Raw genomic sequence first — 12,749 nt, 5'->3', positions numbered from 1 at the left:
TTTGAAGTGTCAGAGCGTCTATTGAAGACACGCAGATGATGAGGCGGGGTCAGACGTCAGACCCGGTGCCTCACCGCCACCGGCGGTGCAGCCATAGCCATTGGGTGGGATATTCGCGCACCCAGCCCTCGATTACGTTGGAGACCGCCTGCATGGCGCCTTCCACCTCGATGCGGCCTTCTGCATCGCGGGGCAGGGGCACTTCCTCGGTGATCTCGATGCGGAAGCGGCCGTGGGGCAGGCGAATGACGCGCATGCCATGGACCGGGCAATCGAATTGCCGGGCGAGGCGGGCGAGCGTCGGGTTGGTGTGAGCGGGGCGGCCGAAGAAGTCCACCACCACGCCCTGGCCCCAATATTGGTCGACGAGCATGCCGATATGCTCGCCATCCTCCAGCATGCGGGCCATCTGGCGGCCGGCATTGCGGCTGGCCTTGACGAGGCCCGGCATGGTCTGGGCGCGCATCTCGGTGATGAGGTCGGCCGCCTTCTTGATGTTGGGCGCCCGGTAGAGCACGCCGCCGGGCACGCCGAGCTTGGCGCCGGTGATGGCGTTCAATTCCCAATTGCCGGTGTGGGCGGTGAAGAAGAGCGCGGGACGGCTGTCATCGCGCAGACGCGCCATGATGTCGGCGCCGACGATCTCGATGGTGCCGTTGCCGGGATGGTCGGGATCATAATCCCAGATGCGGTCGAGATGGGCGAACTCGGCCGCCATGCAGCCCAGATTGTCCCAGACGCCCGCGACCATCCACCAGATCTGCCAGGAGGTCTTCTCGGGAAAGGCGAGCCGCAGATTGCGCCGGGCCGTGCGCGAGACCACGAACAGCGGTCCGAGCAGCCAGGCGAAGCTGCGGATGATGGTGCGCGACCAGGACACCGGGAACAGGCGCGACCACCAGACGAGGCCCTGGAGCAGGCCCACCACCACGCTTTCCCACAAGGGGGCGAGCGCGGAGCGGGTGCGCCGCGCCGCGCGCACGGCGAGAGCCTTCAGGGATGTCACTGCCCCGCCTCCCGCGCTCAGAAGCGCACGAGGATCTTGCCGAACACCCGGCGGCTTTCCAGCCGCTCCAGGCCCTCGTTGAAGGATTCCAGGGGTACCACGGTGTCGATGACCGGCTTCACGCCCCGGCCCATCTTTTCCAGGCCATTGGCGACATTGCGGATGGTGGCGCCGAACGAGCCGAAAATCTTGTACTGGCGCTGGAACAGCTGCATCAGGTTCATCTGCACAGAGACGCCCGAGGTGGAGCCGCAGGTCACCAGGCGACCGCCTGGCTTCATGGAGAGCAGCGAGCCGTTCCAGGTGTCGACGCCGACGTGCTCGAACACCACGTCCACGCCCACCTTCTTGGTGATCTTGCGCACCATGTGCTCGAACCGCTCCTCGCGGTAATTGATCACATGGTCCGCGCCCAGCAGCTCGGCCTTCATGGCCTTCTCGTCATCGCCCACGGTGGTGATGACGGTGGCGCCCACGTCCTTCGCCAGGCGGATGGCCGCGCTGCCGATGCCGGAGCCACCGGCATGGATGAGCACGGTCTCGCCGTGTTCCAGCTTGGCATTGTCGAACAGCATGTGCTCGACGGTGGAGAAGGTGATGCCGGCGCAGGCGGCCTCTTCGCCGGTGACGCCCGCGGGGGCGGCGATCACCAGGCGCTCGGGCATGTTGATGCGCTCGCAGGCGAAGCCGTCAATGTGGAAGCCGAGCACGCCGCCCACATTCTCGCAAAGGTTGTCGCGGCCATTGATGCACTGCTTGCAGTGGCCGCAGGTCATGGCGCCGTACATGGCCACCGTCTGGCCCACCTTGAGGCCGCGCACGTCCGCGCCCACGGCGATGATCTCGCCGGCGGCCTCGGCGCCCACCACCAGCGGCATCTTGCGCTTGGCGAAGGCCATGCCGCGCCAGCCCCACACATCGATGTGGTTGAGGGCGACGGCCGTGACGGCGATCTGCACCTCTCCCGCGCCGGGCGGCGGGGGCTCGGGCAGGTCGACGATCTGGAGATTGCGGTCGGAAACGAGCTGGAGGGCGCGCATGGTCTTCCTGAAGGTCAGCGATGGGCGGCGAGCTGGGCCGAGAGGCCCCCGTCCACCGGGATCACGGCGCCGGTGATATAGCCTGCCCCGGGTGAGAAGAGAAAGGCCACCACCTGTGCCACGTCGTCGGGGGTGGCGAAGCGGCCGGCGGGGATCTGGGCGGCCATGCGGTCGCGATAATCGGCGAACTTGGCCAGCATGCCCGTATCGATGAAGCCGGGGGCCACGTAATTCACCGTCACGCCGCGCCGGGCGGTCTCCACCGCGAGGCCGCGGGCATGGGCGAGCAGCGCCGCCTTGGAGGCCGCATAGGCCGCATTGCCCTGGTTGGCCTGCAACGCCGCCACCGAGCCGATGGCGACAATCCGGCCCTCGCGCGCCCGCGTCATGGGCCGCACCAGGGCGCGGGTCAGGCGCACGAAGGTGAAGTGATTCACCTGCATGACCGCCTCGGCCTTGTCCTGGTCGATCATGGCGGCCAGCGTGTCGTAGGAGGCCCCCGCATTGTGGCAGAAGCCGTAATAGGCCTCCGGGTCCGCCTCCAGTTCGTCGGCGAGGGCCTCGACGGCCGCGCGGTCCGCCAAGTCCACCGGACGGGCGATCAGGCGCGCGTCGGGCGTGGCGGCGCGGATCTCATCCATCAGCGCCTCGGCTTCGGCCACCGCGCTGCGATAGGTGAAGGTCACCGCATGGCCGGCCGCGCTCAGGCGGCGCACGATGGCCGCCCCGAGGCCCCGGCCGCCGCCGGTCACCAGTATGCGCTTATGGGCGAGGCTCATGCCCTGGCCGCCGGGCACGAGAGCCTCACGCTGGCTCTCCCGCCAGCACCAGGCTCACATTCTGCCCGCCAAAGCCGAACGAATTGGAGATGACGCGCTTCACCTCAGCGTCCCGCGCCACGTTCGGCACCACGTCCAGCGGAATGGCCGGATCGGGCAGGTGGTAGTTGATGGTGGGCGGGATGCGGCCATTGGCGATGGTCAAGAGCGACACCGCCGCCTCGATGGCCCCCGCTGCCGTCAGCGTGTGGCCGATCATGGACTTGTTGGACGAGATGGGGATGCCAGCCAGCAGTTCGTCGCCGAACACCGCCTTCATGCCCACATATTCCATCCGGTCATTCTCAGGCGTCGAGGTGCCGTGGGCGTTGATATAGCTCACGTCGGCCGGGGTGACGCCGGCATCCTCCAGGCCTTTCTTGATGCAGCCGACAATGGGCTTTCCGTCAGGGCTGGAGCGGGTGCGGTGGAAGTTGTCGGCCATCTCACCGCAGCCTTCCACCACGCCCAGAATGGTGGCGCCGCGCGCCACCGCATGCTCCAGGCTTTCCAGCACCAGGGCGGCCGCGCCTTCGGCCATGACGAAGCCGTCGCGATTCTTGGCGAAGGGGCGGGCGGCCTCTTCCGGCTTGTCATTGGCGGTGGTCAGCGCCGAAAGCAGCGAGAAGCGGATGAGGGCTTCGGGATGCACCGAGCCGTCGGTGCCCAGCGAGAGCGCCACGTCGCATTCCCCGCGCCGGATGGCTTCCACGCCCAGCTGGATCGCGGTGGCGCCGGAAGCGCAGGCGGTGGACAGCGAAATGGGCTGGCCCTGCGTGCCGAAATGGTCGGCTAGCCGGTCCGCCACCGAGCCGAACAGGAAGCGTTCGTGCCAGGGACGGAACTTGCCGGTGGACGCGGCGGTCAAAAGGTCATGATAGACCAGGGGCTTATGGTCGACCACATCAGCCAGCTGGCGCTTTTCCGGCCATTCCAGCTCCACTGGCGGGACGGCGGCGAACAGCGGGCCGGGAAAGCGGCCCTTGCCGCCGACGCCGGACTGGGCGACGGCCTCCTCGGCGGCGAGCGTCGCGAGCTTCTGCGACAGGTCCGGCGCGGGCACCCGGCCGTCGAACAGGAAGTCGACCGTGCCGGCAATGGTGGTGCGCATGCCCTCAACGGGAAAGCGGGTGATGCGGTGGATGCCCGATTCACCGGCGGTGAGGCGGCGCCAATTGTCTTCCTTGCCCTGGCCCAGGGAGGTGACGATGCCGATGCCGGTGACGACCACGACGGGCCGGCCGAACTTGTCCGTGTACGCCTGCGCCATGGGCGCCTCCTGATCCGACGGCGCCCCGCCCGGCGCACCATTTGCCGTCTTATGGCACCGGGGGGCGCCTGCGTCATCCCTTTGAGCCTGGCTGCCGCCCGTGCATGGCACGCATGTCGCGCGCCGGGCGGCGAGGGCAGATGGCCCTCAGGCCACCTTCTCGACCAAGGCGGCCCCTTCGCCGCGCCAATGGCCGACGGCGGTCACCAGGACGCGGTCCACCGCGCCCTCGCCCGCTTCCACCTCGTCTCCCGCCACGACGGGGAAGAGGGACCCGCGGGAGACGGTGAGCGCGGCCACCGCGAGCGCGGCGGGGAATTGCGCCTCGAAGCCGTGGCCGATGCGATTGGCCAGGGCCCGCACCGGCAGGCCAGCCGAGGTCAGCGCGCCGCGCTCAGCCTCGGTTGCGCCGCGCGCGCCGGTGGCACCGGACAGCACCAGGGTGGCCCTGTCTGAACCCGCCTTGGCGACGAGCCCGGAAATTACGGCGGCGAGGTCGCCTTCTTCATTGCGCCGCGCGCGCTCCGACCAGACGCCGGTCAGCCTGGCGATGGGCTTGGCGCCGCGGGCGTTGGCATGCTCGGGCGATTCCAGCACCAGGAAGGCGCCCATGGAGCCGGAGGGAATACCGGGGGCGTCACCCTGCGAGAAAACCGGGCGGAAGCTGCCAGTCATGCAGAAATCGTTCAGCGCATAGAGGAGCAGCATGTCCTCGCGCTCGGCATTATAGGCGCCGCCCACAAGGGCGATCTCGCTTTGGCCGGCGGCGATGCGGGCATGGGCGACGCGGGTCGCGTCCACGCCGGCGCTCTCCTCGCCCATGAAGGTGCGAGAGGAACCCGTCACGCCGTGCACGATGGAGATGTTGCCGGCCAGAAGGTTCGAGAGCTGGGCCAGGGAGAGCGTCGGCCGCAGGTCCGCCAGCAGGCGCTCGTTCAGCAGCCGGCCGGGCTCGTTGGCGCCCACGAGATCGTTCAGGATGGCCGCGTCCACCGCATGGTCGCGCTCGCCGCCGCCGGCGCCCACGATCATGTCGGTGCGACCGAGAATGTCGGCGTTCTTGGCGATGCCGGCGCTGTCGAGGGCAAGGCCCGCCGCATAGGTGCCGATGCGCTGCCAGGGCTCCATCTGACGCTGATCGCCCTTCTTGGGGATCTGGCTGTCATAATTGAGCTTCACCAGCGGGTGCACCACATAGGGCGCGAATCGCTCCGCGTCGGTGACCGGGACAGGGCCCGCATTCAGGGCGTCCCAATGGGCATCGAGCCCCTCTCCCAGAGAGGAGACGAGCCCGATCCCGGTGATCCAGACCTCGCGCTTGCCGGCGCCGCGCTCAGTCATCGACATATTCCGTAACGGGGAAATGGACATGCTCGGCCACCCGCAGCACGGTGCTCTTCATGCGGCCCTCGGGCCAGGAGAGCACGCGGAAGGTCAGCTCGGCATTGCAGATGGGCTTGCCTTCGAGGGTGGCATGGGTCTTGGCCACCACGAAGCCGGAGCCTTCGTGCAGGATCTCGGAGTGCAGGTCCAGATTCTGACCGGGCACGACGAAGGTGCGCAGCTTGGCTTCCTTGACGGTGGCCAAGAAGGGCATCTTGTCGAATCGGTTGCGCGCCAGCACCAGCCAGCCCGTGGTCTGGGCCATGGCCTCGATGAGCAGCACGCCGGGCATGATGGGATACCCGGGGAAATGGCCCTCGAAGATGGAGCTTTCCTCGGGCACCAGCCCCTGGCAGTGGATGGTCTTGAGGCCCGGATCGATGCTGACGATCCGGTCCACCATCTTGAAGACTTCAGGGCGCATCAGCTCCGTCCGACCTCAGGCCGACTTCGCAGCGACCAGCTCGTCGATGCGCGCGCAGAGGTTCTTGAGCACGAAATACTGCTCGGTGGTGGCCTTGCCGTCGTTCACTTCCTGCGTCCACTGCTCCAGCGGCAGCTTGATGCCGAAGGCCTTGTCGATGGCGAAGGCGATGTCGAGGAAGTCGAGGCTGTCGATGCCGAGATCGTCGATGGCGTGGCTCTCCGGCGTGATGGTGTCACGCTGGATGTCGCACGTCTCGGCGATGATGTTGGCGACGGTATCGAACGTCGAAGACATGGATGCGCCTCTTTCAATGTCCGGCTTGCTGGCCCGCCCGCATCCAGCCCGCGGGGAGCAAGAAATGCGGTCACGGCCGAGGGACGGCCGACCGGCCCTGCGAATAAGTCGAGCGCCCCTATAGCGAACGTGGCGGGAGGTTTCAATGGCGACCCCTACCGCTATCCGGTGGCAGGGGGCTCAGGTGGCAAGGATTTCCGTCAGCGCCGCCACCAGACGGTCGCACTCCTCGTCCGTCCCCACGGTGATGCGCAGGAAATCGGCGATGCGGGGCTTGGAGAAATGCCGCACCACGATGGCCCGGGCCCGCAGCGCCTGCGCCAGCGCGCCACCCTCATGGGCCGGGTGCCGGGCGAACAGGAAATTGGCGGACGAGGGCAGCACCTCGAAGCCGAGCGCGGAAAGGGAGGCGGCGAGGCGCGTCCGGCTGGCGATGATGCGCCCGCAGGTGTCGCGGAACCAGGCTTCGTCCTCCACCGCCGCCGTGGCGCCGGCAAGCGCCAGGCGGTCCAGGGGGTAGGAGTTGAAGCTGTCCTTCACCCGCTCCAGGGCCTCAATGAGGGGCCGCTGGCCGATGGCAAATCCCACCCGGAGGCCGGCAAGCGCGCGGGACTTTGAGAAGGTGTGCACCACCAGCAGGTTGGGATAGCGGGCCACCAGCGGCACGGCGCTTTCGGCGCCGAAATCCACATAGGCCTCGTCGATCACCACCACCGCGTCGGGGTGCGCCTTCACCAGCGCCTCGATCTCGACGCGCGGCAGGGCGATGCCGGTGGGGGCGTTGGGGTTGGGCAGGATGATGGCGCCGCAGGGGCGGTCATAATCGGCGATGTTCACCTTAAGGCCGTCGTCCAGCGGAATGGCCTCGAAGGTGATTCCATAGAGCCCGCAATAGACCGGATAGAAGGAATAGGTGATGTCCGGGAACAGCAGCGGCGCCTCGTGCTTCAGCAGCGCCTGGAAGGCGTGGGCGAGCACCTCGTCCGAGCCGTTGCCGACGAACACCTCATCGGCCGCCACCCCGTAATGACCGGCAAGCGCGGAGCGCAGGGCAAGGCCAGTGGGGTCTGGATAAAGCCGCAGTTGCTCCACCGCGCCGGCCACCGCCTGCGCCACGCGGGGCGAGGGCGGATAGGGATTCTCGTTCGTGTTCAGCTTGATGATCCCGTCCACCTTCGGCTGCTCGCCGGGGACATAGGGGGTCAGGCCGTGAACGATGGAACTCCAATAGCTGCTCATGGAACGGGGCCTTTGAACGCACGCATCTTGCCATGCCGGCGGACGCCCGCCAGCACGGGCGTGTCTGTGCCACGGATGGCGCCTTTCATCCACCCCACAGGCGCGCCTCAGGCGGCGAAGGCGCGGGCGAGCAGCAGATCCGCCGTATGGGTGAGGTCCGCCGTGCCCAGCATCCCGCGTCTGGTTTGAAGGCGCGTGCGTGCAAAGGCCTCGGAGGTGGGGGAGGGGGCCCGCTGTGCGAGGGCGGCCGCCGCGGCAAGCGTGGCAAGGCCCTCGGCGAGGCTGCGCGCCTGCCTTTCCCGATCGGGCGAGGCCAGGAGCGCGGCAAGGGACGCGGCGGTCTCCGTGACGCCAGGAAGCCCTTCGGCCTCTTCGACAAGGGACACAAGCAGCGCCCGCGCGGCCTCAGGCTCCCGGCCGGCCGCGCGCAGCAGGTCGAGGGCGACGACGTTGCCGGAGCCTTCCCAGATGGAATTGACCGGGGCCTCCCGATAGAGCCGGGGCAGGGGGCTTTCTTCCACATAGCCATTGCCGCCCAGCGCCTCCATGGCCTCATAGATGAAGCCCGGCGCCAGCTTGCAGACCAGGAATTTCACCGCCGGGGTCAGCAGGCGGGCGCGGGCTGCTTCCTGCGGATCATGGGCGGCCGCATCAAAAGCACGGGCGAGCCGCATGACCAGGGCGACCGCGCCCTCCAGCTCCAGGGCCATGTCCGCCAGCAGCGCGGTCATTGCCGGCTGGTCGATGAGCGCCTTGCCGAAAACAGCCCGGTGGCGGGCATGGTGCAGCGCTTGGGCCAGCGCCATGCGCATGAGGCCGGCGGAGGAGGCGGCGCAATCGAGCCGCGTCATCTGCACCATGTTCAGGATGGTGGCGACGCCCCGGCCCTCCTCTCCGACGCCCCAGGCGAAGGCGCGGTCGAACTCCACCTCGGCGGAGGCATTGGACCGGTTGCCCAATTTGTCCTTCAGCCGCTGGAAATGCAGCCCGTTGAGGCTGCCGTCCGGCCGGAAGCGCGGCATGAGGAAGCAGGAGAGGCCACCCGGCGCCTGGGCCAGCACCAGGAAGGCATCGCTCATGGGGGCCGAGAAGAACCATTTGTGGCCGGCGATCTCATATTCGCCGCCGCCAACGGGCCTGGCACTGGAGAGATTGGCGCGCACATCCGTACCGCCCTGCTTCTCCGTCATGCCCATGCCCAGGGTCACGCCGCTCTTTTCCCAGAAGGGCAGGAAGCGCCCGTCATAATGCCCGCCCCTGATGCGCGGCAGCCATTCGGCGGCAAGGGCGGGTGCGGCGGCGAGTGCGGCGGGGGCGGCATGGGTCATGGTGAGCGGGCACACATGGCCCGCCTCCACCCCAGAGACGAGGTAGAGCCGGGCGGCCCGGGCGAGATGCGTGCCCCCTTGCCAGGTGGAGGCACTTAACCCACCCACCGAGCTTTCGGCCATAAGGGCATGATAGGATGGGTGAAACTCAACCAGATCCAACCGCCGCCCATGGGGGTCGTGGGTGCGCAGACGGGGCGGGTTTTCATTGGCGAGGCGTCCCAATGCCAGGCGGTCCGCCCCGCCCCAGGCGGCACCGAACCGCAGCAAGGCGGCGGCCGGTTCTCCCCCGGCAGCCTGTTCGCGCAGGGGCGCGTCGAGGGCCGCCAAATTGAAATCGGCGAAGGGGGGCGACTGGTTCAGCACCGTCTCCTCGCCCGCGCTGTGCCACTGCGCCTGCGCCTGTGCCGCGCTGGAAACCGATCCTGCCATGGCGTCCTCCCGGAGCCGGCCGTTCCTGGCCGTGCTATCTTTTGCGAACGAGGATTCGCATCTGAACCTTTGCGAAACCCTCCCCTCCTTAAGCTGCGCGCCCATGCCCCTGTTCGCAACCACCTGGCCCTGGATCGGCCTCGGCGCCGCCGGCATCCTCGTCATCCTGCTCGCGGCGGGCGATGGCCTTGCGGCGGATCGCAGCGTGCGGCGCTGGCTGGACATGGGCTGGCTCACCTGGCTGGGCGTCGCCATCTATATGATCCACCAGTTCGAGGAGCATGGGGTCGACCTGTTCGGCCGGCCCTATGCCTTCCGGGGAGCCCTGTGCGCGGAGCTGAGCTATCGCGATCCCATCGCCTGCCCGGTGCCCCTGTCCTTCATCACCTCGGTGAATGTGGGCGGGGTGTGGCTGGCGGGCATCCTGGCGGCCTTGCTGGCGCCACGCCGGCCGTTGCTGGGCCTCAGTTTCTTCGCGGTGCCGCTGGTCAACATCTTCGCCCATGCGGGGCCGGCGGTGATGAATTCCCGCTACAATCCCGGGCTGGTGACGGCGATGAGCCTGTTCGCGCCGGTCTGCCTGTGGGTGCTGTTCGTGGCGGTAAAGCGCTATGGCGCCGGGCTCAAGGCCTTGTCGCTGCTGGTGGCGGGGGGGCTGATCGTGCACGGCGTCCTGCTCGGCTCGCTCATGCTGTTCCTGCGCGGCTATATCGGCCCGGAAGTGCTGTCGGTGACCCAGGCGCTGAACGGCCTCGTGCCGCTCGCTCTCATGTATTTCGCCATGCCGGACCGGCCGGTGCCGGTCGCGCCCCCTCGCCCGGCGTCCCGCCCGACCCGGCGGCGCGCGCCCCGGCCGGCACCGCCGCCGGTGGAGTGAGGCTCAGACGGTCGCGCCCTGGGCCTTCGCCCGTTTGAGATGCTCGTCCAGGCGGGGGAGGATCTCGATGAAATTGCAGGGCCGGTGCCGCACGTCCAACTGGTGCACCAGGATCTCGTCCCAGCCATCCCTGCAGGCGCCCGGCGAGCCGGGCAGGCAGAAGATGTAGGTGGCGTTGGCCACCCCGGCGGTGGCGCGGCTCTGGAGGGTCGAGGTGCCGATCTTGGCGAAGGAGACCATGTGGAAGACGGTGGAGAAGCCCTCCATCCGCTTTTCGAACAAGGGCTCCACCGCTTCGGGCGTCACGTCGCGGCCGGTAAAGCCAGTGCCGCCGGTGGTGATGACCACGTCCACGGCGGGATCGGCGATGAAGGCGCCCACCGCCGCGCGGATCTCCTCCACATCGTCCTTCACGATACTGCGGCCGGCGAGCACATGTCCGGCCCCGGCGATGCGCTCGGCCAGCACGGTGCCCGAGCGGTCGTCCGCCAGTTCGCGGGTGTCGGAGACGGTGAGAACCGCGATGCGCACGGGCACGAAGGGGCGGGTGGTGTCGAGGCCGGCCATCAGATGGGTCCCTGGAGAGTGTTGCACTGCTGCATGGAACCCGTCTTCAGCCCGCGCGTGAACCAGGTCACCCGCTGTTGCGAAGACCCGTGGGTGAAGCTGTCGGGCACCACCGTGCCTTGGGAACGCTTCTGCAGCGTGTCGTCGCCGATGGCGGCGGCGGCGTTCAGCGCTTCCTGCACGTCGCCCGGCTCCAGCACCTGGAAGCGGGCATCGGCATGGTGCGCCCACACGCCGGCAAGGCAATCGGCCATCAATTCCGTGCGCACGGACAAGGCGTTGGATTCCCGCTCGCTGCGGGCGTTGCGGCGGGCCTCCTGCACCTTGGGCAGGATGCCGATCAGATTCTGCACATGGTGGCCCACCTCGTGGGCGATCACATAGGCGGCGGCGAAATCCCCGGGCGCGCGGAAGCGCGTCTTCATCTCCTGGAAGAAGGTCAGGTCCAGATAGACCTTCTGATCGTTGGGGCAATAGAAGGGCCCCATGGCCGAGGAGGCCCCGCCGCAGGCCGAACGGGTGGTGCCGGAGAAAAGGACGAGGGTGGGGTCCTTATAGGTCTTGCCCTGCTGGCGGAAAATGTCGGTCCACACGTCCTCGGTCTGCGCCAGCACCTTGGAGGCGAAGCGGCCGAGCTCGTCGGAGGGCGCACCGCGCGTGCCCTGCTGGGTGGGGGCGCTCTGCTGGGAATAGCCGCTCCCGCCGCCCTGGATGGCATCAAGGCCGGAGAGGAGCACCAGCGGATTGATGCCCAGCGCCCAGCCCACCAGGCCAACCACGATCAGGGTGCCAATTCCGATGCCGCCACCCCGCCCGCCGGGCATGGAGAATCCGCGCCGATCCTCCACATTGCCGCTGGAGCGGAAATCCTCCCATTTCATGCCTGTCTCTCCTGCGCCCGGCCGGATGGCCCTGGCGGCACAACGTCCGGTGAAGCCGAAGGTTCGCCCTCAGGCGCGACAAAGCATGCCTTTGCGGCAAATTCCAAGACAGGCGGTGGCCCTGACGGAGCGGAGCGATCGCTCAGCCCGGTGCCACCAAGTGGCCCGCCGACCGATCGAACCGCCAGATGTGGCCGAGGCGCAGATGGGTGCCGCCCTGCCAGCGGTCGATGGCGTTGGCGGTTGCATGGTCCAGCGTGCCGGACAGCGCCGCCGTCCCGGCAGGCGTCAGGGCGACCGTGCTCGCCGCATAGGCCCGATAGGACAATTCCTCGGCGGTGGGCACGTCACCGGCGGTGGCGGGGGTGAAGCGGGGGACCTCATGCACCGGGCAGGGCAGGCCGGAGATGAGCGGCACCGGGCCGAACGCCATCTCGTCGAGGCGCAGGAAGAAGCTCATGTCGCCCAGGAACTTGGCCTCGTCCTGCTCGGTCACGGCGCCGAACAGGCGGCCGACGATCATCGGCCCGTCCGCGAGCGCCTGGAGGGTGCGCTCCTGCGTCAGCGACAGGCCCGATGCGGGCGCGGGCAATTCGCCCAGCCAGCGGCGCAGGGCGGGGGCGAGGAAGGGCAGGTCCGGCACCGGGGCCTCGGCGAGGGCGGCGATGCCCTCCGGCGTCGGTTCGGTCACCGCCGCCCAGGTGGCGCGGCCGGCCTCCAGTTGCACGGTGGTCACCGGCACGGCGCCGGGGGCAAGATCGGCGGCCGCATCGGGAGACAAGGCCCCGAGATAGGTGTCCGCCTGCATGAGCTTCAGCCCCACCCGCTCCGGCTCGCGGGCAAAGAAGGCGAGCAGCTGCACCAGCTGGAGCTGGTCGAACAGATCGTGCTCGAACCACAATTCCACGTCGCTATAGGCGATATGGGCGGTGATGAGCCCGTCGCGCGCGGCGAAGTCGCCGCGCACATCGGCAAAATCGAGGCCGAAGACGGCGGCCAGATACTCCGCGCGGGCGTCCGACACCAGGTCGAGGCTCTCCAGCGCCGGCACGGGGCCGTCATGGAGCACGTCACGCCATTCCAGCACCCGGCCCTTCACACCGCCGGCCCGGATGTTGGCGGCGGCGGAATCCCCGTTGGTGACGATCAGCCTGGCCATTTGCCTCTCCGTATTGGGCCCCTGCCTG

At 68.5% G+C, this 12,749-nt stretch carries 13 protein-coding genes; 1 reads left to right on the top strand and 12 read right to left on the bottom strand.

What is annotated here, in order from left to right; translation table 11 throughout:
* Window positions 1-70: 70 nt before the first annotated feature.
* From ACT54L_RS17060 to ACT54L_RS17020, 9 genes are all read right to left on the bottom strand, one after another.
* Window positions 71-1,006, bottom strand: coding sequence for a lipid A biosynthesis lauroyl acyltransferase (locus tag ACT54L_RS17060; RefSeq protein WP_476086840.1), 936 nt, complete (start codon window positions 1,004-1,006; stop codon window positions 71-73).
* Between the two features lie 17 nt (window positions 1,007-1,023).
* Window positions 1,024-2,046 (bottom strand): zinc-binding dehydrogenase, encoded by a 1,023-nt coding sequence (locus ACT54L_RS17055; protein ID WP_476086839.1) that lies wholly within the window; start codon window positions 2,044-2,046, stop codon window positions 1,024-1,026.
* A gap of 14 nt (window positions 2,047-2,060) precedes the next feature.
* Complete coding sequence (locus tag ACT54L_RS17050; RefSeq protein ID WP_476086838.1) at window positions 2,061-2,825, bottom strand: SDR family oxidoreductase; 765 nt, start codon at window positions 2,823-2,825, stop codon at window positions 2,061-2,063.
* A 25-nt stretch (window positions 2,826-2,850) separates the two neighbouring features.
* Window positions 2,851-4,134: a beta-ketoacyl-ACP synthase gene (locus ACT54L_RS17045; RefSeq protein ID WP_476086837.1), complete on the bottom strand. Its 1,284-nt coding sequence runs from the start codon at window positions 4,132-4,134 to the stop codon at window positions 2,851-2,853.
* Window positions 4,135-4,281: 147 nt separating this feature from the next.
* Window positions 4,282-5,475 (bottom strand): beta-ketoacyl-ACP synthase, encoded by a 1,194-nt coding sequence (locus ACT54L_RS17040; RefSeq protein ID WP_476086836.1) that lies wholly within the window; start codon window positions 5,473-5,475, stop codon window positions 4,282-4,284.
* A complete protein-coding gene (locus ACT54L_RS17035; protein ID WP_476086835.1) occupies window positions 5,468-5,941 on the bottom strand; it encodes a 3-hydroxyacyl-ACP dehydratase FabZ family protein in 474 nt (157 codons plus the stop codon). The genes ACT54L_RS17040 and ACT54L_RS17035 overlap by 8 nt, the downstream gene beginning before the upstream one ends.
* Window positions 5,942-5,956: 15 nt before the next feature.
* Complete coding sequence (locus tag ACT54L_RS17030) at window positions 5,957-6,238, bottom strand: acyl carrier protein (RefSeq protein WP_209098436.1); 282 nt, start codon at window positions 6,236-6,238, stop codon at window positions 5,957-5,959.
* 180 nt (window positions 6,239-6,418) lie between these two features.
* Window positions 6,419-7,477, bottom strand: a complete 1,059-nt coding sequence (gene hisC / locus ACT54L_RS17025; RefSeq protein WP_476086834.1) for a histidinol-phosphate transaminase — start codon at window positions 7,475-7,477, stop codon at window positions 6,419-6,421.
* A gap of 107 nt (window positions 7,478-7,584) precedes the next feature.
* The gene (locus tag ACT54L_RS17020; RefSeq protein WP_476086833.1) at window positions 7,585-9,237 is read right to left on the bottom strand and encodes an acyl-CoA dehydrogenase family protein; all 1,653 of its coding nucleotides are present in this window, start codon (window positions 9,235-9,237) and stop codon (window positions 7,585-7,587) included.
* Window positions 9,238-9,340: 103 nt separating this feature from the next.
* Between ACT54L_RS17020 and ACT54L_RS17015 the strand changes: the two genes are divergently transcribed.
* A complete protein-coding gene (locus ACT54L_RS17015; RefSeq protein WP_476086832.1) occupies window positions 9,341-10,114 on the top strand; it encodes an HXXEE domain-containing protein in 774 nt (257 codons plus the stop codon).
* A gap of 3 nt (window positions 10,115-10,117) precedes the next feature.
* Here ACT54L_RS17015 and moaB read toward each other — a convergent pair whose 3' ends face one another.
* From moaB to ACT54L_RS17000, 3 genes are all read right to left on the bottom strand, one after another.
* Complete coding sequence (gene moaB / locus ACT54L_RS17010) at window positions 10,118-10,681, bottom strand: molybdenum cofactor biosynthesis protein B (RefSeq protein WP_476086831.1); 564 nt, start codon at window positions 10,679-10,681, stop codon at window positions 10,118-10,120.
* The gene (gene ypfJ, locus ACT54L_RS17005; protein ID WP_476086830.1) at window positions 10,681-11,562 is read right to left on the bottom strand and encodes a KPN_02809 family neutral zinc metallopeptidase; all 882 of its coding nucleotides are present in this window, start codon (window positions 11,560-11,562) and stop codon (window positions 10,681-10,683) included. Before ypfJ ends, moaB begins: the two co-directional genes overlap by 1 nt.
* 142 nt (window positions 11,563-11,704) lie before the next feature.
* Window positions 11,705-12,721 carry a hypothetical protein gene (locus ACT54L_RS17000; RefSeq protein WP_476086829.1) on the bottom strand — a complete coding sequence of 339 codons (1,017 nt, stop codon included), beginning with the start codon at window positions 12,719-12,721 and terminating at the stop codon, window positions 11,705-11,707.
* Window positions 12,722-12,749: the final 28 nt, after the last annotated feature.

This window comes from Aquabacter sp. DMC10 (assembly GCF_056314145.1).
The sequence above is the reverse complement of the archived record's forward strand: the minus strand, read 5'-3'. Positions and strand labels throughout refer to the sequence as shown.